This window comes from Pseudomonas putida, from assembly GCF_050989985.1.
Classification (GTDB): Bacteria; Pseudomonadota; Gammaproteobacteria; order Pseudomonadales; family Pseudomonadaceae; genus Aquipseudomonas; species Aquipseudomonas putida_AI.
In genome coordinates, this window is sequence record NZ_CP158815.1 from 2,271,816 (window position 1) to 2,290,667 (window position 18,852).

16 protein-coding genes are annotated in these 18,852 nt (G+C 59.3%); 4 read left to right on the top strand and 12 right to left on the bottom strand.

All coding sequences use genetic code 11. The features are described from left to right. Positions 1-174: 174 nt before the first annotated feature. The 7 genes from ABTV29_RS10570 to ABTV29_RS10600 all read right to left on the bottom strand — a co-directional run bounded on the left by ABTV29_RS10570 (position 175) and on the right by ABTV29_RS10600 (position 8,042). Entirely contained in the window at positions 175-600 is a 426-nt protein-coding gene (locus tag ABTV29_RS10570; RefSeq protein ID WP_110963733.1) for a GNAT family N-acetyltransferase, read from the bottom strand. Continuing rightward, a complete protein-coding gene (locus ABTV29_RS10575) occupies positions 593-1,762 on the bottom strand; it encodes a JmjC domain-containing protein (RefSeq protein ID WP_433770008.1) in 1,170 nt (389 codons plus the stop codon). The genes ABTV29_RS10570 and ABTV29_RS10575 overlap by 8 nt, the downstream gene beginning before the upstream one ends. An 88-nt stretch (positions 1,763-1,850) precedes the next feature. Further along, the gene (gene purB / locus ABTV29_RS10580) at positions 1,851-3,221 is read right to left on the bottom strand and encodes an adenylosuccinate lyase (RefSeq protein WP_433770009.1); all 1,371 of its coding nucleotides are present in this window, start codon (positions 3,219-3,221) and stop codon (positions 1,851-1,853) included. A gap of 127 nt (positions 3,222-3,348) precedes the next feature. After that, entirely contained in the window at positions 3,349-3,972 is a 624-nt protein-coding gene (gene hflD / locus ABTV29_RS10585) for a high frequency lysogenization protein HflD (protein ID WP_433770010.1), read from the bottom strand. Then, positions 3,969-5,114 (bottom strand): tRNA 2-thiouridine(34) synthase MnmA, encoded by a 1,146-nt coding sequence (gene mnmA / locus ABTV29_RS10590; protein WP_433770011.1) that lies wholly within the window; start codon positions 5,112-5,114, stop codon positions 3,969-3,971. The genes hflD and mnmA overlap by 4 nt, the downstream gene beginning before the upstream one ends. Before the next feature lie 59 nt (positions 5,115-5,173). Next, the gene (locus ABTV29_RS10595; RefSeq protein ID WP_433770012.1) at positions 5,174-5,620 is read right to left on the bottom strand and encodes an NUDIX hydrolase; all 447 of its coding nucleotides are present in this window, start codon (positions 5,618-5,620) and stop codon (positions 5,174-5,176) included. Between the two features lie 196 nt (positions 5,621-5,816). Beyond that, positions 5,817-8,042 carry an NADP-dependent isocitrate dehydrogenase gene (locus tag ABTV29_RS10600; protein ID WP_433770013.1) on the bottom strand — a complete coding sequence of 742 codons (2,226 nt, stop codon included), beginning with the start codon at positions 8,040-8,042 and terminating at the stop codon, positions 5,817-5,819. Between the two features lie 506 nt (positions 8,043-8,548). On the opposite strand from ABTV29_RS10600, the gene icd reads away from it, so the two are divergent. Further along, positions 8,549-9,805, top strand: coding sequence for an NADP-dependent isocitrate dehydrogenase (gene icd, locus ABTV29_RS10605; protein ID WP_433770014.1), 1,257 nt, complete (start codon positions 8,549-8,551; stop codon positions 9,803-9,805). An 84-nt stretch (positions 9,806-9,889) separates the two neighbouring features. Here the strand turns inward: icd and cspD are convergent, their stop codons facing one another. Further along, positions 9,890-10,159 carry a cold shock domain-containing protein CspD gene (gene cspD / locus ABTV29_RS10610; protein ID WP_433770015.1) on the bottom strand — a complete coding sequence of 90 codons (270 nt, stop codon included), beginning with the start codon at positions 10,157-10,159 and terminating at the stop codon, positions 9,890-9,892. 224 nt (positions 10,160-10,383) lie between these two features. Here cspD and clpS point away from each other — a divergent pair, with 224 nt between their 5' ends. Together clpS and clpA are read left to right on the top strand one after the other, a co-directional pair. Further along, positions 10,384-10,767, top strand: a complete 384-nt coding sequence (clpS, locus tag ABTV29_RS10615) for an ATP-dependent Clp protease adapter ClpS (RefSeq protein ID WP_433770016.1) — start codon at positions 10,384-10,386, stop codon at positions 10,765-10,767. Positions 10,768-10,797: 30 nt separating this feature from the next. Continuing rightward, the gene (clpA, locus tag ABTV29_RS10620) at positions 10,798-13,068 is read left to right on the top strand and encodes an ATP-dependent Clp protease ATP-binding subunit ClpA (RefSeq protein ID WP_433770017.1); all 2,271 of its coding nucleotides are present in this window, start codon (positions 10,798-10,800) and stop codon (positions 13,066-13,068) included. Positions 13,069-13,326: 258 nt separating this feature from the next. Here clpA and infA read toward each other — a convergent pair whose 3' ends face one another. The 4 genes from infA to trxB form a co-directional block, all read right to left on the bottom strand. Continuing rightward, the gene (gene infA / locus ABTV29_RS10625) at positions 13,327-13,545 is read right to left on the bottom strand and encodes a translation initiation factor IF-1 (RefSeq protein ID WP_002553999.1); all 219 of its coding nucleotides are present in this window, start codon (positions 13,543-13,545) and stop codon (positions 13,327-13,329) included. A 112-nt stretch (positions 13,546-13,657) separates the two neighbouring features. Continuing rightward, positions 13,658-14,365, bottom strand: coding sequence for an arginyltransferase (locus ABTV29_RS10630; RefSeq protein WP_110963723.1), 708 nt, complete (start codon positions 14,363-14,365; stop codon positions 13,658-13,660). 56 nt (positions 14,366-14,421) lie between these two features. Continuing rightward, positions 14,422-15,102 carry a leucyl/phenylalanyl-tRNA--protein transferase gene (aat, locus tag ABTV29_RS10635; protein ID WP_433770018.1) on the bottom strand — a complete coding sequence of 227 codons (681 nt, stop codon included), beginning with the start codon at positions 15,100-15,102 and terminating at the stop codon, positions 14,422-14,424. 62 nt (positions 15,103-15,164) lie between these two features. Next, on the bottom strand, positions 15,165-16,124 hold the full coding sequence (trxB, locus tag ABTV29_RS10640; protein ID WP_433770019.1) for a thioredoxin-disulfide reductase: 960 nt from the start codon (positions 16,122-16,124) through the stop codon (positions 15,165-15,167). Between the two features lie 316 nt (positions 16,125-16,440). Between trxB and ABTV29_RS10645 the strand changes: the two genes are divergently transcribed. Next, a complete protein-coding gene (locus tag ABTV29_RS10645) occupies positions 16,441-18,849 on the top strand; it encodes a DNA translocase FtsK (protein WP_433770020.1) in 2,409 nt (802 codons plus the stop codon). Positions 18,850-18,852: the final 3 nt, after the last annotated feature.

Below are 18,852 nucleotides of genomic sequence, written 5' to 3' on the forward strand. Positions count from 1 at the left end.
CCGCGGTGCTCTCAAGTGCATCGCGAGCATGCTCGCTCCTACAGGTGAATGTGTTGATAGTGCCAGTTTGTCGGCCCGTGTTGGCGCTAGTTGAATCCTAGACAGCAAAACGCCCCGGCATCCGAAAATGGCGGGGCGTTTTGTGGTGTGCTTCACAGCCTGTTCGCGATGGTCTCAGGCCGAATGGCGAACCATGTCGACATGGGGAATCCCTGCTTCCAGGAACTCCTCGCTGACCATGCTGAAGCCCAGGCGCTCATAGAACGCCGTGGCCTGAACCTGGGCGCTGAGCATTTGCTGCTTGAGCCCGCGCTTCTCGGCTTCGTCGATCACCGCGTGCATCAGCGCATCGCCGACTTTCAGGCCGCGCCAGTCCTTGAGGACCGACACTCGGCCGACGTGGCCGTCAGGCAGCAGGCGTGCGGTGCCAATCGGAAAGTCGCCTTCGAGGGCGAGGAAATGCACGGCCGTCACGTCGTCGGCATCCCATTCCAGTTCAGGCGGAACGGACTGCTCGGCGACGAACACCGCTTCACGAATGCGCCGGATCTCGGCGTTGTCCTTTTGCCAGTCTGCGACACGTACGTGAATCTTATTCATCGGCAAACCCCAGGCTTCCTTGCTTGACCAGTTCACACAGCAGGCCGCGGCCATCTTCGTCGCTCAGCCATGGGCCAAGGTTGTCGACGTGCAGGGCGTCGGCGGCGCAGATCATCTTCAGCAGCTCGCGCAGTTTGCCCGGCAGATAACGGCTCTGGCCACTGGCGAACAGCAGCAGGTCGTCATCGACTTCGGACCAGGCCAGGCGCGCGCTCGGGTTGCGGATCAGCACGGCGCCATCTTCCAGGGCGCTGAGGAAGTCGTCTTCCTCGACTTCTTCCGGACCAACTACCAGTTCCGGGTAGCGCGGCTCGGTCATGAACTGGCCGAACCAGGTCAGCAGCAGGCGCTCGTCGCTCATGTGCTCGGCCAGCAGGCTTTTCAGGCGGTCGAGGGCGTCGCGCTGGATCTGGTGCGGGTCGGCCACAGGCTGGGCGTCGGCATCGGTGTAGCGCTCTTCGTCCGACAGGAACTGGCTGAGGAAGTCGGTGAAGTGGGTCAGCACTTCGGAAGCGCTTGGCGCGCGGAAGCCCACGGAGTAGGTCAGGCAGTCATCGACCGCCACGCCGCAGTGAGCAAGGCGCGGTGGCAGGTAGAGCATGTCGCCCGGTTCCAGTACCCACTCATCGGTGGCTTCGAATTCGGCCAGGATGCGCAGGTCGGCGTGCTGCAGCAGCGGGCTTTCGGTGTCGCACATCTGGCCGATTTTCCAGTTGCGCTTGCCGTGACCTTGCAGCAGGAACACGTCGTAGTTATCGAAGTGCGGACCCACGCTGCCACCAGGTGCGGCGTAGCTGATCATCACGTCATCGATGCGCCAGCTCGGCAGGAAGCGGAAGTTTTCCAGCAGTTCGCTGACTTCCGGCACGAACTGGTCGACCGCTTGCACCAGCAGGGTCCACTCGCGTTCCGGCAGCTTGCTGAATTCGTCTTCGGCAAACGGGCCGCGGCGCAGTTCCCAAGGGCGTTCGCCGTTCTCGATCACCAGGCGCGATTCGACTTCTTCTTCAAGGGCCAGGCCGGCCAGCTCGTCGGCGTCGATCGGGCTTTCGAAATCAGGGATTGCCTGACGGATCAGCAACGGTTTTTTCTGCCAGTAGTCGCGCAGGAACTCCCGTGCCGTGATGCCGCCCAAGAGTTGAAGAGGGATGTCAGGATTCATGTGTAACCTATTGAAAAAATGCACTTTTCATACGGGAATAAAAACGCCCGGCGCGGCCGGGCGTCTTTTTAAAGGGTCTTGCGATGAATCAGATGCGTTTGGCTTGCGCCACGGCGTTGCCGATGTAGTTCGCCGGGGTGAGCAGTTTCAACTCGGCCTTGGCGGCGGCAGGCATTTCGAGGCCGTCGATGAAAGTTTGCAGCGCCTCAGGGCTGATGCCCTTGCCGCGAGTCAGTTCTTTCAGTTTTTCGTACGGGTTCTCGATGTTGTAGCGGCGCATCACGGTCTGGATCGGCTCGGCCAGGACTTCCCAGCAAGCATCCAGATCTTCGGCGATCTTCTGGGCATTTAGCTCCAGCTTGCTGATGCCTTTGAGGCTCGCTTCGTACGCGATCACGCTGTGGGCGAAGCCGACACCGAGGTTGCGCAGGACGGTGGAGTCCGTCAGGTCGCGCTGCCAGCGGGAGATCGGCAGCTTGCTCGCCAGATGCTGGAACAGTGCGTTGGCGATACCCAGGTTGCCTTCGGAGTTTTCGAAGTCGATCGGGTTGACCTTGTGCGGCATGGTCGACGAACCGATTTCGCCAGCGATGGTGCGCTGTTTGAAATAACCCAGGGAGATGTAGCCCCAGATGTCGCGGTCGAAGTCGATCAGGATGGTGTTGAAGCGTGCGATCGCGTCGAACAGCTCGGCAATGTAGTCGTGCGGTTCGATCTGGGTGGTGTACGGGTTGAAGCCCAGGCCCAGCTCGTCTTCGATGAAGGCGCGTGCGTTGGCTTCCCAGTCGATCTCGGGGTAGGCCGACAGGTGCGCGTTGTAGTTGCCGACGGCGCCGTTGATCTTGCCCAGCAACGGAACGGCAGCGACCTGAGCGATCTGGCGCTCCAGGCGGTAAACCACGTTGGCCAGTTCCTTGCCCAGGGTGGTCGGCGAAGCCGGTTGACCGTGGGTGCGCGACAGCATTGGCACGTCAGCGAAGCGCTGGGCCAGTTCGCGAATGGCGTTGGCGGTCTGGCGCATCAGCGGCAGCATCACGTCATCGCGGCCTTCACGCAGCATCAGGGCGTGGGACAGGTTGTTGATGTCCTCGCTGGTGCAGGCAAAGTGGATGAATTCGCTGACCTTGGCCAGTTCCGGCAGCTTGGCCGCTTGCTCTTTGAGCAGGTATTCGATGGCTTTGACGTCGTGGTTGGTGGTGCGCTCGATCTCTTTGACGCGCTCGGCGTGTTCCAGAGAGAAGTTTTCCGCCAGGGCATTGAGCACAGCGTTGGCTTCGGCGGAGAACGCCGGCACTTCGCTGATGGCAGGGTGAGCGGCCAGGCGCTGGAGCCAGCGCACTTCAACCAGAACGCGGGCACGGATCAGGCCGTACTCGCTGAAAATTGGGCGCAGGGCCTGGGTTTTGCCGGCGTAGCGGCCGTCAACAGGGGAAACCGCAGTGAGCGAAGAGAGCTGCATGGGGTGTTCTCGGACAGTCGGGCAACGAAATGGGGCGCGTATCATACATGAAAAAATCCGCTGGTCCGTTGCCAACTGACCAGCGTATTACGCGTTACAGGCTACAAAACGGTGTTGCCAATGCGTTTCAGCTGCTGCGCATCAACGGATAAAGCTCTTTGAGCAGTTTGCGGCGACTGATCACCAGCTGCCAACGGTGACCACCCAACTGCCGCCACAGGCGTGCCGAGCGAATGCCGGCCAGCAACAGGGCGCGAATTTTCGAGGCGTTGCTCGGTTGCTGCAGGTTGCGCATGTCGCCATGAACCTGAATGCGTTGGCGCAGGGTGCTCAGGGTGTCCTGGTACAGCGCGCCGCAAGCGGCGACCACGTTTTCGTGGGCCGGGCCGAAATGGTCGACCTGGGACTGAATCTGCGGCAGGCGCTTGCCGATGATTTCGAGCATGTCATCGCGCTTGGCGAGCTGTCGCTCTAGGCCGAGCATCGACAGGGCGTAGCGCAGTGGTTCGCGCTGCAGGGCGCTCGGGTCGCGTTCAAGGGCGCCGATCAATGCGCGGTAACCTTCGCGCAGATTGATGTCGTCGCCGCCGTAGACTTCCAGGGTGTCCTTGGGGTCGCGGATCAGCAGGCTGCCGAGCATGCAGCTCAGGCCAGCTTCGTTGGTCTGGCCGGTCTTGGCGATCCTGTCGACCAGCACGGCGGCGAGAAACACGCCGCCCAGTGCCGTCAGTTGCTCCTGAATGGGGCTCATTGCTGTTCGCCTTTGAGAGCGCCTTTGCTGGTCCATGGCTCGGCCACTTCGATCACACCGCCACCGAGGCAGATTTCGCCATCGTAGAACACCACGGACTGGCCTGGGGTGACCGCGCGTTGCGGGTCATCGAAGGTTGCGCGGTAGCCGGTGGCGGTTTTTTCCAGCGTGCAGGGCTGGTCGCTCTGGCGGTAGCGGACCTTGGCGGTCAGCTTGCGCGGCTGGCTCAGGTCGATCGGGTTGACCCAATAGATGTCCGAGGCGAGCAGCGCACGGGAGAACAGGTACGGATGGTCATTGCCCTGGCCAACGATCAGTTCGTTGTGTTCCAGGTCTTTGATCAGGACGTACCACGGTTCGTCGCCGGCATCTTTCAAGCCGCCGATGCCCAGGCCCTGGCGCTGACCGATGGTGTGGTACATCAGCCCGTGGTGACGGCCGATGACTTCTCCTTCGGTGGTTTTGATTTCGCCCGGTTGCGCCGGCAGGTACTGCTTGAGGAAGTCGGTGAAACGACGCTCGCCGATAAAGCAGATCCCGGTGGAATCCTTTTTCTTTGCGGTCGCCAGTTCGTACTTCTCGGCAATCGCACGCACCTGGGGTTTTTCCAGTTCGCCGACCGGGAACAGAGTCTTGGCGATCTGCTCGCCGCCGACAGCGTGCAGGAAGTAGCTCTGGTCCTTGTTCGGATCCAGGCCCTTGAGCAGTTCGGTGCGACCGTCGATGTCACGACGGCGCACGTAATGGCCGGTGGCGATCAGGTCGGCACCGAGCATCATCGCGTAGTCGAGGAACGCCTTGAACTTGATCTCGCGGTTGCACAGGATGTCCGGGTTCGGCGTGCGGCCGGCCTTGTACTCTTCAAGGAAGTGCTCAAACACGTTGTCCCAGTATTCGGCGGCGAAGTTGGCGGTGTGCAGCTTGATGCCAATCCTGTCGCAAACAGCCTGGGCGTCCGCCAGGTCATCCATGGCGGTGCAATATTCGGTTCCGTCGTCTTCTTCCCAGTTCTTCATGAACAGGCCTTCCACCTCGTAACCCTGCTCGATCAGCAGGAGAGCGGAAACGGAAGAGTCCACGCCGCCGGACATGCCGACAATGACGCGCTTCTTTTGTGTATCAGAAGGGGCTGGATCACGCATAGGAGTTCAATGAGTGTCTTGAAAAAGGACGCGATTCTAACAGGCTCGCGCGCGCAAGGCTAAAGGGAAGGGCGGATCAATTCGAGGCTGAAGTGATTGCCGGCCAGATAATCATCGATACAACGGATGATCAGCTCACTGCGCCAGTTGTCGCGCTGCTCGATTAATTCTTCGCGGGTCAACCACTTGGCGCCGACGATGCCGTCGTCCAGTTGATGCTCGGGGTGGTGTTTCAGTGCCTTGGCGATGAAACAGACCCGTTGATAGGTTACGCCGTTGCTGGGGGCGGTATAGAGGTAAATCCCCAGTACGCCGGTCGGCTCGACGTCCCAGCCGGTTTCCTCGAGGGTTTCGCGCACCGCGGCTTCGATCAGGGTTTCGTCCGGATCCAGGTGGCCGGCGGGCTGGTTGAGCACGTGACGGCCGCCCTTGGATTCTTCGACCATCAGGAAGCGGCCGTTGTCCTCGACGATGGTGGCGACGGTGATGTGGGGTTGCCAGTCCATGGGGTTCCTCAAGTGCAGAGTTATAGAAATCACTGTGGGAGCGAGCCTGCTCGCGATAGCGGTGGGTCAGTCGACATCAATGTTGAATGATAAACCGCTATCGCGAGCAGGCTCGCTCCCACAGGTAGCCCGGTTTTGGCAGGCAAAAAACAGAAACCCCGGCACGGGGCCGGGGTTTCTTTACATCTCTACAACCTTACACCAACGCAGCAATCGCCGCGTTGAGCGTGGCGCTCGGGCGCATGGCCTTGCTGATCAGCTCGGCATCGGCGTGGTAGTAACCACCGATGTCCACTGGCTTGCCCTGAACGGCGTTGAGTTCGGCAACGATGGTTGCTTCGTTCTCGGTCAGGGTCTTGGCCAGGGTCGCGAACTGCGCTTGCAGTGCAGTGTCTTCGGTCTGGGCGGCCAGGGCCTGAGCCCAGTACAGCGCCAGGTAGAAGTGGCTGCCGCGGTTGTCGATGTTGCCGACTTTACGCGATGGCGACTTGTTGTTGTCCAGGAACAGGCCGGTGGCCTGGTCCAGGGTCTTAGCCAGAACCAGCGCCTTGGCGTTGTTGTAAGTCACGCCCAGGTGTTCCAGGGAAGCGGCCAGGGCCAGGAACTCGCCCAGGGAATCCCAGCGCAGGAAGTTTTCTTCCAGCAACTGCTGAACGTGCTTCGGAGCCGAACCGCCGGCGCCGGTTTCGAACAGGCCACCACCGTTCATCAGCGGCACGATCGAAAGCATCTTGGCGCTGGTGCCCAGTTCCATGATCGGGAACAGGTCGGTCAGGTAGTCACGCAGAACGTTACCGGTGACCGAGATGGTGTCCTTGCCTTCGCGGGTGCGCTGCAGGGTGTACTTCATCGCGGCGACTGGCGCCATGATCTGGATGTCCAGGCCGGCAGTGTCGTGATCCTTCAGGTAAGCCTGGACTTTCTCGATCACTACGCCGTCGTGGGCGCGCATCGGGTCCAGCCAGAAAATGGCTGGAGTGGCGCTTGCGCGGGCACGGTTGACGGCCAGCTTGACCCAGTCCTGGATCGGCGCGTCCTTGGTCTGGCACATGCGGAAGATGTCGCCGGCTTCAACAGCCTGCTCCATCAGCACGGTGCCTTTGCTGTCGGTTACGCGAACCACGCCATCGGCCTTGATCTGGAAGGTCTTGTCGTGGGAGCCGTACTCTTCGGCTTTCTTCGCCATCAGGCCAACGTTTGGCACGCTGCCCATGGTGGTTGGGTCGAAGGCGCCATTTGCCTTGCAGTCTTCGATCACTGCCTGGTAGATGGTGGCGTAGCAACGATCCGGGATCACGGCCTTGGTGTCGTGCAGCTGGCCGTCGGTGCCCCACATCTTGCCGGAGTCACGGATCATGGCTGGCATCGAGGCGTCGACGATGACGTCGCTCGGCACGTGCAGGTTGGTGATGCCCTTGTCGGAGTTGACCATCGCCAGCGAAGGACGAGCGGCGTAGACCGCCTGGATGTCGGCTTCGATGGCAGCTTGCTGCTCGGCCGGCAGGGCCTTGATGCGGGCGTACAGGTCGCCGATGCCGTTGTTCAAGTTGAAGCCGATCTGTGCCAGCACGTCAGCGTGCTTGGCCAGGGCGTCTTTATAGAACTCGGCTACGATCTGGCCGAACATGATCGGGTCGGAAACCTTCATCATGGTGGCTTTGAGGTGAACCGACAGCAGCACGCCTTGTTGCTTGGCGCTTTCGATTTCGGCGGCGATGAAGCTGCGCAGAGCATTTTTGCTCATTACGGCGCAGTCGAGGATCTCGCCAGCCTGAACGCTGGTTTTTTCTTTCAGGACGGTGGTGGTGCCGTCTTGCGCGATCAGCTCGATCTTCACGGCGTCAGCGGCTTCGATCAGGGCGGCTTTCTCGCTGCCGTAGAAGTCACCGGTGCTCATGTGCGCTACGTGGGACTTGGAGTCCGCAGCCCAGGCGCCCATTTTGTGCGGGTGCTTGCGCGCGTAGTTCTTGACCGACAGTGGGGCGCGGCGGTCGGAGTTGCCTTCGCGCAGAACCGGGTTCACGGCGCTGCCCTTGACCTTGTCGTAACGGGCCTTGGCTTCTTTGTCGGCGTCGCAGGTCACGGTTTCCGGGTAGTCCGGCAGGTTGTAGCCCTGGGCTTGCAGTTCCTTGATCGCGGCTTGCAGTTGCGGAACCGAGGCGCTGATGTTCGGCAGCTTGATGATGTTGGCTTCAGGCGTAACGGCCAGTTCGCCCAGTTCGGCGAGGTGGTCGGCTACGGCTTTGTCGCCCAGTTGCTCGGGGAAGCTGGCCAGGATGCGCCCTGCCAGGGAGATATCGCGGGTTTCCATGGCGATATCGGCGGAGGCGGTGAAGGCCTCTACGATTGGCAGCAGTGAATAGGTGGCGAGGGCGGGAGCTTCGTCGGTGAAGGTATAGATGATCTTCGAGCGGGTGGGCATATTCGGATTAACTCTCTCTTCTTTGCTAAAGCGTGCGCAGAAACTCGAGGGGCGCCGGGTAAGCGCGTTCGTTCAAAGTCATCCATGAGCCGAATATCGAGGTTTCTATGCGGTGATGTTGGGTGCATCAGTCGAGCGTCAAGCAGTTGGGCTGAGGTAACAGCCCGGCTTTTGGCGGAAAGTCTCGGCTACGTTTTCCGGTAGCAGGAGAGGTCAGCCGTTGTGACCCGATGGTCAGCGGGCGGCATTATACATAGGTAGCTGGCAATCTGCCGATGGTTCATGCGGATCGATTCTCGTCCATTGGTCTAAAGGTCGCAGGGGCGACCCGAAAGCGGCGTCATCCGTCGTGCTTGAGAATGGCGGTTTTCCCTTTGATTTCAGGCTTGTAGCTCGCCAATCAGCGGGCTTTGCGGAAGATCGACGGAACATAGGGTTTGCGCGTTGATTTAACTGGGTTACGCTCGAACCAAGCCAGATGTTCAATCCAATCGATGGAGTTCAGCATGGGTTACAAGAAGATTCAGGTTCCAGCCGTCGGCGACAAAATCACCGTCAATGCAGACCATTCTCTCAATGTTCCTGACAATCCGATCATCCCGTTCATCGAAGGCGACGGTATTGGCGTCGACGTCAGTCCCGTAATGATCAAAGTGGTTGATGCTGCCGTGCAAAAGGCCTATGGGGGCAAGCGCAAGATTTCCTGGATGGAAGTCTATGCCGGCGAGAAAGCCACCCAGGTCTATGACCAGGACACCTGGCTGCCCCAGGAAACCCTGGATGCCGTGAAAGATTACGTCGTTTCCATCAAGGGGCCGCTGACTACGCCGGTCGGTGGTGGTATCCGTTCCCTCAACGTTGCCCTGCGCCAGCAGCTGGACCTGTATGTCTGCCTGCGTCCGGTGGTGTGGTTCGACGGTGTACCAAGCCCGGTGAAAAAGCCTGGCGACGTCGACATGGTGATTTTCCGCGAGAACTCCGAAGACATCTATGCCGGTATCGAGTGGAAGGCCGGCTCGCCTGAAGCCAATAAAGTCATCAAGTTCCTGAAGGAAGAAATGGGCGTCACCAAGATCCGTTTCGACCAGGACTGCGGCATCGGCATCAAGCCGGTTTCGAAAGAAGGTACCCAGCGTCTGGTGCGCAAGGCCTTGCAGTACGTAGTGGACAACGACCGCAAGTCGCTGACCATCGTGCACAAGGGCAACATCATGAAATTCACCGAAGGCGCCTTCAAGGATTGGGGCTATGAGGTAGCGAAGAACGAATTCGGCGCCGAGCTGCTCGATGGCGGCCCATGGATGAAGTTCAAGAACCCGAAAACCGGCCGCGAAGTCATCGTCAAGGATGCCATCGCCGACGCCATGCTCCAGCAGATCCTGCTGCGTCCGGCCGAATACGATGTGATCGCCACTCTTAACCTCAACGGTGACTACCTCTCCGATGCTCTGGCGGCGGAAGTGGGCGGTATCGGTATCGCACCAGGTGCCAACCTGTCCGACACCGTGGCCATGTTCGAGGCCACCCATGGCACCGCGCCGAAGTATGCCGGCAAGGACCAGGTCAACCCGGGCTCGGTGATCCTTTCCGCAGAAATGATGTTGCGTCATCTGGGTTGGACCGAGGCGGCGGACCTGATCATCAAGGGCACCAACGGCGCGATCAAGGCCAAGACCGTGACCTATGACTTCGAACGTCTGATGGATGGCGCCACTCTGGTTTCCTCTTCCGGATTCGGTGAGGCCCTGATCAAGCACATGTAAGCCCGTTCAGGCAGCCAAAAAATACGCCCGGCTCAAGCGATTGAGCCGGGCGGTTTTTTTATGACTGGATAACGGTCGGGTCGGTCAGCTCAGGGCTGTGTCATGGGCGCTGTTAGGCGCCGCGACTGCCGCCGCATCAGCACTCTTGACCGCAGCGTCATTAATCTCGACCGCATGCAGGCCCTTGGGCCCTTGAATAATATTGAAGGTGACAGCCTGTCCAGCCTTCAGGGTTTTGTAGCCGTCCATCTTGATGGCCGAGTAGTGGGCAAACAGGTCTTCTGTCTTGCCATCCTCGTTGATGAAGCCATATCCCTTGGCATTGTTGAACCATTTCACCTTGCCGAACGCCATGCTCATATCCCTCTGCAACAGACCCCATCACTGGAGTATCATCCAGTCCATCCGCAGTCGCTTCTTCGAAAAAAGTTGACTCCGCGGATCTTTTTTACCCACTGTGGGCTCTATTGGTTGTAACACCGTTTTGCCGATAGTCAAGTTGACTCGGCAGTCGGAGTTGAAATCGCCCAGGACCGCCCCCACCACTGTATTTGCACAACTGACGAACCTTTCTTTCCATGCATGCAATCAGCCAGATTCGACTAACATTCAATCAGGATCGCCCGTTTCTCCAAAAGGATCTTCCAGAGGAACACGACGACGATTCCGCAGGCGTTGCTGTTCAGGAGGCCAAGCCTGCTTTACAGGCGCCGCCGATGTACAAGGTTGTTTTGTTCAATGATGACTACACACCGATGGATTTCGTCGTCGAAGTGCTCGAGGTGTTTTTTAACCTGAATCGCGAGCTGGCGACCAAGGTCATGTTGGCCGTCCATACAGAAGGACGGGCAGTATGTGGAGTGTTTACCCGCGACATCGCCGAGACCAAGGCCATGCAGGTCAACCAGTACGCCAGGGAAAGCCAGCATCCGCTACTCTGTGAAATCGAGAAGGACGGTTAATCGCCGGACACTTGGGTATGAGGTGAAGCTATGTTAAACCGCGAGCTCGAAGTCACCCTCAATCTTGCCTTCAAGGAGGCACGTTCGAAGCGTCATGAATTCATGACCGTCGAGCATCTCCTGCTGGCCCTATTGGACAATGAGGCTGCCGCCACCGTTCTGCGTGCGTGCGGCGCAAACCTCGACAAACTCAAGCATGACCTGCAGGAGTTCATCGACTCCACCACGCCATTGATCCCCGTCCATGACGAGGACCGCGAAACCCAGCCAACCCTGGGCTTCCAGCGTGTCCTGCAACGTGCTGTGTTTCACGTACAGAGCTCGGGCAAACGCGAAGTGACTGGCGCCAACGTGCTGGTTGCGATCTTCAGTGAGCAAGAGAGTCAGGCAGTGTTCCTGCTGAAACAGCAGAGCGTTGCCCGTATCGATGTCGTCAACTACATCGCCCACGGCATTTCCAAGGTGCCAGGGCACGGCGATCATTCCGAAGGTGAGCAAGATATGCAGGACGACGAGGGCGGTGAGTCTTCTTCTTCAGGCAATCCGCTGGATGCTTATGCCAGCAACCTTAATGAACTCGCGCGCCAGGGTCGAATCGATCCGTTGGTGGGGCGTGAGCTGGAAGTCGAGCGCGTTGCGCAGATCCTGGCGCGTCGTCGCAAAAACAATCCGCTGCTGGTGGGCGAGGCGGGCGTGGGTAAAACCGCGATTGCCGAAGGCCTGGCCAAGCGCATTGTCGACAACCAGGTGCCGGACCTGCTGATCAACAGCGTTGTCTATTCCCTGGATCTCGGCGCTCTGCTCGCTGGTACCAAATACCGCGGTGATTTCGAGAAACGCTTCAAGGCGTTGCTCAACGAGCTGAAAAAACGTCCGCAGGCCATCCTGTTCATCGACGAGATCCACACCATCATTGGTGCGGGTGCTGCGTCCGGTGGTGTCATGGATGCCTCGAACCTGCTCAAGCCGCTGCTGTCGTCCGGTGACATTCGATGCATTGGCTCGACCACCTTCCAGGAATTCCGCGGGATCTTTGAGAAGGACCGTGCCCTGGCCCGGCGTTTCCAGAAGGTCGATGTGACAGAGCCTTCGGTGGAAGACACCATCGGCATTCTGCGCGGCCTGAAAGGGCGTTTCGAGACCCATCACAACATCGAATACAGCGATGAAGCCCTGCGCGCCGCAGCTGAACTGGCGTCGCGCTACATCAATGACCGGCACATGCCGGACAAGGCCATCGACGTTATCGACGAGGCGGGCGCCTACCAGCGTCTGCAGCCGGTCGAGAAGCGCGTGAAGCGTATCGACGTGCCTCAGGTCGAAGATATCGTCGCGAAAATTGCACGGATCCCGCCAAAACACGTCACCAGCTCCGACAAGGAACTGCTGCGTAACCTTGAGCGCGACCTGAAGTTGACCGTGTTCGGTCAGGATGCAGCCATCGACTCGCTGGCTACCGCGATCAAGCTGTCCCGCGCGGGCCTCAAGTCGCCGGACAAACCGGTCGGTTCGTTCCTGTTTGCCGGACCAACCGGTGTCGGTAAAACCGAAGCGGCGCGGCAACTGGCCAAGGCGTTGGGTGTCGAACTGGTTCGATTCGACATGTCCGAGTACATGGAGCGTCACACCGTATCGCGTCTGATCGGTGCGCCTCCGGGTTATGTCGGGTTCGACCAGGGTGGGCTGTTGACCGAAGCCATCACCAAGCAACCACATTGCGTGCTGCTGCTCGATGAAATCGAGAAGGCGCATCCGGAAGTCTTCAATCTGCTGTTGCAGGTCATGGATCACGGTACGCTGACCGACAACAACGGGCGTAAGGCGGACTTCCGTAACGTGATCGTCATCATGACGACCAACGCCGGTGCCGAAACCGCGGCGCGTGCTTCGATCGGCTTCACTCTTCAGGATCACTCGTCCGACGCGATGGAAGTGATCAAGAAGAGCTTCACGCCTGAATTCCGTAACCGTCTGGATACCATCATCCAGTTTGGTCGCCTCAGTCACGAGGTCATCAAGAGTGTGGTGGACAAGTTCCTTATCGAACTTCAGGCGCAACTGGAAGACAAGCGCGTATTGCTGGAAGTCACCGACGCTGCCCGCAGCTGGCTGGCAGCCGGTGGTTACGATGCAATGATGGGAGCTCGACCAATGGCGCGCCTGATCCAGGACAAGATCAAGCGTCCGCTGGCGGAAGAGATCCTCTTTGGCGAGCTGGCCGAACATGGCGGTGTGGTACACATCGACATCAAGGACGGCGAACTGACCTTCGACTTCGAGACCACGGCTGAAATGGCCTGACGTTCAGAAGCAAAACAAAAAGGCGCCGAGAGGCGCCTTTTTGCTGTCTATCAAATTGAGTGTCTCGCTCCTGTCAGTCGGGCAAATTCAGTACAAACAAAAACGCCCGGCAATGCCGGGCGTTCTGTATTGACTTGATTAGCGAGCGGGCTCTGCCTTTGTAGGAGCGAGCTTGCTCGCGATGGTCGTCAACGATGATGCGGGAGTCTGGCTTGACGCGGTGCCCTCAGGTTTTTCGCGAGCAAGCTCGCTCCTACCTTAGCGAGCGCGGTAAGTGATACGCCCTTTGCTCAAGTCATAGGGCGTCAGCTCGACGCGCACTTTGTCACCGGTAAGAATACGAATGTAGTTCTTGCGCATCTTGCCGGAGATATGCGCGGTTACGACGTGCCCATTTTCCAATTCCACGCGAAACATGGTGTTTGGCAGGGTGTCGACGACAGTGCCTTCCATTTCGAAGCTGTCTTCTTTCGACATGCAGTAAAGCCCTCGGTGTCCAGTGAATGGCCCGGTGCAACTGCGCCAGGCAAAAGCGGCGTGCATTGTGCCCGAAAAGTGGGGGGCAAGCCAAGGGGTTTAAGGGGCTGTGCTAGTTCAGGACGACCCAGCGCTGGTTTACCAGCAGCTCGATGGGGCGATATTGGGTCTTGTAGCTCATTTTTTTGCAGTTTTTGATCCAGTAGCCCAAATAGACCGCTTCCAGCCCCAGGCGTCGGGCCTCGGCAATTTGCCAGAGAATGGCGAATCGTCCCAGGCTGCGCCGCTCTTCATCGGGTTCATAGAAGGTGTAGACCGCCGACAGGCCGTTCGGCAAAAGGTCGGTGACGGCAATCGCTACCAGCCGTCCATCGAGTCGGAATTCGTAGAAGCGTGAAAACGGCAGGTCGCGTACCAGGAACGTGGAAAACTGATCGCGACTGGGCGGGTACATGTCGCCGTCGGCGTGCCGCTGTTCGATATAACGCTGATAAAGATCGAAGTACTCTTCGCTGAAACCGGGCCTGGCAGGGCGCACCTGCAAGTCTGCGTTGCGCTTGAAAATGCGTTTCTGCTGGCGGTTGGGCGTGAATTGCGCCACAGGGATGCGCGCCGGTACGCACGCATTGCAGTTCTGGCAATGAGGTCGATACAGATGGTCGCCACTGCGACGAAAACCCATTTCCGACAGGTCTGCATAGACATGCACATCCATGGGCTGGCTGGGGTCCAGGAACAGGGTCGTGGCCTGCTCCTCAGGCAGATAGCTGCAAGAGTGGGGCTGAGTGGCATAAAACTTCAAACGCGCCAACTCGGTCATGATCAACCCTCGGGATAAGCTTTTGATTAATTGTAAGCCACGCTGGGAAAAGTCGCTCAGCAAACCCAGGTCGCGCGATTGGGGCGATCCAGGTACTGCGCCAGGTAACCGGCGAACGCGCTACGTGGAATTGCCCGTGCGCCCAGGCTGTGCAGATGATCGGTCGGCATCTGGCAGTCGATCAGCACAAAACCCGACTCCTTGAGATGTCGCACCAGTGTCGCAAAACCATATTTGGAGGCATTGTCGGCTCGGCTGAACATGGATTCACCGAAAAACAGTTGCCCCATCGCCAGGCCATACAGCCCGCCGACGAGCACGCCATGGTCCCAGACTTCCACCGAATGCGCATACCCACGCTTGTGCAAATGCAGGTAAGCGTCCTGCATGGCGCCGGTGATCCAGGTGCCATCTGCGTATTCCCGCGGTGCGGCGCAGGCGTGGATGACTGCGGCAAAATCCCGATCGAAGGTCACCTGGAAGCGTTGTTGGCGCAACAATTTGTTCAGGCTGCGGGAGACGTGTAGTTCGTCGGGAAACAATACCGTGCGCGGGTCCGGCGACCACCAGAGGATCGGCTGGCCTTCGGAAAACCACGGAAAGCAGCCATGACGATAGGCCTGGATCAAGCGATCGGCAGACAGGTCGCCGCCTGCGGCCAGCAACCCATTGGGGTCGCGCATGGCTTTTTCCAGCGGCGGGAAAGTCAGGGAGTTGCGTTGTAACCAAGTCAGCATGGCGTCCGGGCTTGCAGAAGGGGAGGGGAGTGGCGGGCTCAAGGCCCGCCACCAGTTTGCCGTCAAGCGACGGGAATGTCGTCGAGGTATTTTTCCGCGTCAAGGGCCGCCATGCAGCCCGCGCCGGCGGACGTCACTGCCTGGCGATAAACATGGTCGGCCACGTCCCCGGCGGCAAACACACCGGCGATGGCGGTCGAAGTGGCATCGCCTTCGCTGCCACCCTTGACCAGCAGATAGCCATCGCGCATTTCCAGTTGGCCGACGAATAGATCGGTATTGGGCTTGTGGCCGATGGCGATGAACACGCCGGCCACCGCCAGCTCGCTGAGTTCACCGGTGTGACTGTCGCGCAGGCGGGCGCCGGTCACGCCGCTGGCATCGCCCAGCACTTCAGCGAGGTTCTGGTTCCAATGCAGGCGGATATTGCCGTTGGCGGCCTTGTCGAAGAGTTTGTCCTGAAGAATCTTTTCCGAGCGCAACTTGTCGCGGCGGTGGATCAGGTGAACTTCCTTGGCGATGTTTGACAGATACAAGGCTTCTTCAACCGCAGTATTGCCGCCACCGACCACCGCGACGATTTGATTGCGATAGAAGAAGCCATCGCAGGTTGCGCAGGCGGAAACCCCTTTGCCGGCAAAAGTTTCTTCCGACGGCAATCCCAGATATTGCGCGGATGCACCGGTGGCGATAATCAGTGCATCGCAGGTATAAGTGCCACTATCGCCGGTCAACTCGAACGGGCGCTGTTGCAACTTGGCAGTGTGGATGTGGTCGTAAACGATCTGTGTATCGAAGCGTTCGGCGTGCCGTTGCATGCGGTCCATCAGGACCGGGCCGGTGAGACCTTCGACATCACCCGGCCAGTTGTCGACTTCGACCGTGGTGGTGAGCTGGCCACCTGCCTGTATGCCGGTGATGACAACGGGTTTGAGGTTGGCGCGGGCGGCATATACGGCTGCACTGTAACCGGCGGGGCCGGAGCCGAGAATGATCAGGCGATGATGTTGCGCTGCGCTCATAAAAACACCTCATAAGCCTTTGTCACAAAAGAAAATGCATGCTCAAATTGAGCCGCATGTAATTGGCTTTTGACTATGCTGCATACAGTGTTTCAAACATGGCATCGGGCGAACAAACCCGTACAATGCCGGGTTGTAACAGTGTTTGTAACAGCGGTCGTAGCAAGAATAGCGTTGCGTCTCGTGTTTATAAATGCAGGGGCGCAGTGTTAAAAGTAGTCCCAGTTGAGCGTGTTCACTTTTTTACCTGCCTGGATTGGGCAGTTTTTAGACATTCATCAGATGGACGCGCCATTGGCGCAGGAATAGAAGCGTTTTGAAGAAATCCACCGAAGCACCCAAGACAGTCGTTCCGCTCTGGCGCCAGCAATTGCACTACCGCCTCAAGGAAGGTGCATTGATCGCCATCGGTGCCTTGTGCCTGTTCCTGATGATGGCCTTGCTGACCTATGGCAAGGACGATCCGGGCTGGAGCCATAACAGCAAGATCGACGACGTGCAGAATTTCGGTGGGCCGGCGGGCTCCTACAGCGCCGACATCCTGTTCATGGTGCTGGGTTACTTCGCTTATATCTTTCCGTTGTTGCTGGCGATCAAGGCCTATCAGATCTTTCGTCAGCGCCACGAGCCATGGCAGTGGAGCGGCTGGCTGTTCTCCTGGCGCCTGATCGGCCTGGTATTCCTGGTGCTGTCCGGCGCCGCTCTGGCGCATATTCATTTCCATGCCGCGACCGGCCTGCCTGCCGGGGCTGGCGGTGCGCTGGGCGAAAGCCTTGGCGATCTGGCCCGGAACGCCCTGAACATTCAGGGCAGTACGCTGCTGTTCATCGCCCTGTTCCTGTTTGGCCTGACGGTGTTCACTGACCTGTCCTGGTTCAAGGTGATGGACGTCACCGGCAAGATCACTCTCGACCTGTTCGAACTGTTCCAGGGCGCCGCCAATCGCTGGTGGGCGGCTCGTACCGAGCGCAAGCAGCTGGTCGCACAATTGCGTGAAGTCGATGATCGCGTGCATGACGTGGTCGCGCCGACCGTCACCGACAAGCGCGAGCAGGCCAAGGTCAAGGAACGTTTGATCGAGCGTGAGCAGGCCCTGAGCAAGCACATGTCCGAGCGCGAGAAACAGGTGCCGCCGGTGATTGCCCCGGCACCGGTCAAGCCGGCAGCGCCGAGCAAGCGCGTGGAAAAAGAGAAACAGGCGCCGTTGTTCGTCGATAGCGCCGTGGAAGGCACCTTGCCGCCGATCTCGATTCTCGACCCGGCGGAGAAGAAACAACTCAATTACTCGCCTGAATCCCTGGCCGCGGTCGGCCATTTGCTGGAAATCAAGCTCAAGGAATTCGGTGTCGAAGTCACTGTGGATTCGATCCATCCGGGTCCGGTGATTACCCGTTACGAAATCCAGCCGGCGGCCGGGGTCAAGGTCAGCCGCATCGCCAACCTGGCCAAGGACCTGGCGCGTTCCCTGGCCGTGACCAGCGTGCGGGTGGTGGAAGTGATTCCGGGCAAGACCACCGTCGGTATCGAGATTCCCAACGAAGACCGGCAGATCGTGCGATTCTCCGAGGTACTGTCGACCCCCGAGTACGACAACTTCAAGTCTCCGGTCACCCTGGCCCTGGGCCACGACATCGGCGGCAAACCGGTCATCACCGACCTTGCGAAAATGCCTCACCTGCTGGTGGCCGGTACCACCGGTTCCGGTAAGTCGGTGGGTGTGAACGCGATGATCCTGTCGATCCTGTTCAAGTCCGGCCCGGACGACGCCAAGCTGATCATGATCGACCCGAAAATGCTCGAATTGTCGATCTATGAAGGCATTCCGCACTTGCTGTGCCCTGTGGTCACCGACATGAAGGACGCGGCCAACGCCCTGCGCTGGAGCGTCGCGGAGATGGAGCGACGCTACAAGCTGATGGCGAAGATGGGCGTGCGAAACCTGTCTGGCTTCAACGCCAAGGTCAAGGAAGCCATCGAAGCGGGCGAGCCGTTGAGCGATCCGCTGTACAAGCGCGAAAACATCCACGACGAAGCGCCGCTGCTGCAGAAGCTGCCGACTATCGTCGTGGTCGTCGATGAATTCGCCGACATGATGATGATCGTCGGCAAGAAGGTTGAAGAGCTGATCGCCCGTATCGCCCAGAAGGCGCGGGCGGCGGGTATCCACCTGATTCTCGCGACCCAGCGTCCGTCGGTGGATGTGATCACCGGTCTGATCAAGGCCAACATCCCGACCCGTATGGCGTTCCAGGTGTCGAGCAAGATCGACTCGCGGACCATCATCGACCAGGGCGGCGCGGAACAACTGTTGGGCCACGGTGACATGCTGTACATGCCACCGGGCACCAGCCTGCCAATCCGGGTTCACGGCGCTTTCGTTTCCGACGATGAAGTGCATCGGGTGGTGGAAGCCTGGAAACTGCGCGGTGCGCCGGAGTACAACGACGACATCCTCAACGGTGTCGAAGAGGCCGGCAGCGGCTTTGAAGGCAGCAGCGGTGGCGGCGACGGTGACGACCCCGAGGCTGACGCGCTGTATGACGAGGCGGTGCAGTTCGTTCTGGAAAGCCGCCGCGCTTCCATTTCCGCGGTTCAGCGCAAGCTGAAAATCGGCTACAACCGCGCCGCGCGCATGATCGAGGCCATGGAAATGGCCGGGGTCGTGACGGCCATGAACACCAACGGTTCGCGTGAAGTCCTGGCCCCAGGCCCGGTGCGCGACTGAGCG

What these genes read in the sequence shown, in the direction of transcription:
- clpS (WP_433770016.1), top strand. Translation starts at nt 10,384, where the DNA reads ATGCATGCAATCAGCCAGATTCGACTAACATTCAATCAGGATCGCCCG.
- ABTV29_RS10595 (WP_433770012.1), bottom strand. Translation starts at nt 5,620, where the DNA reads ATGGACTGGCAACCCCACATCACCGTCGCCACCATCGTCGAGGACAAC.
- ABTV29_RS10600 (WP_433770013.1), bottom strand. Translation starts at nt 8,042, where the DNA reads ATGCCCACCCGCTCGAAGATCATCTATACCTTCACCGACGAAGCTCCC.
- ABTV29_RS10630 (WP_110963723.1), bottom strand. Translation starts at nt 14,365, where the DNA reads ATGACCGAGTTGGCGCGTTTGAAGTTTTATGCCACTCAGCCCCACTCT.
- aat (WP_433770018.1), bottom strand. Translation starts at nt 15,102, where the DNA reads ATGCTGACTTGGTTACAACGCAACTCCCTGACTTTCCCGCCGCTGGAA.
- infA (WP_002553999.1), bottom strand. Translation starts at nt 13,545, where the DNA reads ATGTCGAAAGAAGACAGCTTCGAAATGGAAGGCACTGTCGTCGACACC.
- ABTV29_RS10570 (WP_110963733.1), bottom strand. Translation starts at nt 600, where the DNA reads ATGAATAAGATTCACGTACGTGTCGCAGACTGGCAAAAGGACAACGCC.
- icd (WP_433770014.1), top strand. Translation starts at nt 8,549, where the DNA reads ATGGGTTACAAGAAGATTCAGGTTCCAGCCGTCGGCGACAAAATCACC.
- cspD (WP_433770015.1), bottom strand. Translation starts at nt 10,159, where the DNA reads ATGGCGTTCGGCAAGGTGAAATGGTTCAACAATGCCAAGGGATATGGC.
- mnmA (WP_433770011.1), bottom strand. Translation starts at nt 5,114, where the DNA reads ATGCGTGATCCAGCCCCTTCTGATACACAAAAGAAGCGCGTCATTGTC.
- hflD (WP_433770010.1), bottom strand. Translation starts at nt 3,972, where the DNA reads ATGAGCCCCATTCAGGAGCAACTGACGGCACTGGGCGGCGTGTTTCTC.
- purB (WP_433770009.1), bottom strand. Translation starts at nt 3,221, where the DNA reads ATGCAGCTCTCTTCGCTCACTGCGGTTTCCCCTGTTGACGGCCGCTAC.
- clpA (WP_433770017.1), top strand. Translation starts at nt 10,798, where the DNA reads ATGTTAAACCGCGAGCTCGAAGTCACCCTCAATCTTGCCTTCAAGGAG.
- trxB (WP_433770019.1), bottom strand. Translation starts at nt 16,124, where the DNA reads ATGAGCGCAGCGCAACATCATCGCCTGATCATTCTCGGCTCCGGCCCC.
- ABTV29_RS10575 (WP_433770008.1), bottom strand. Translation starts at nt 1,762, where the DNA reads ATGAATCCTGACATCCCTCTTCAACTCTTGGGCGGCATCACGGCACGG.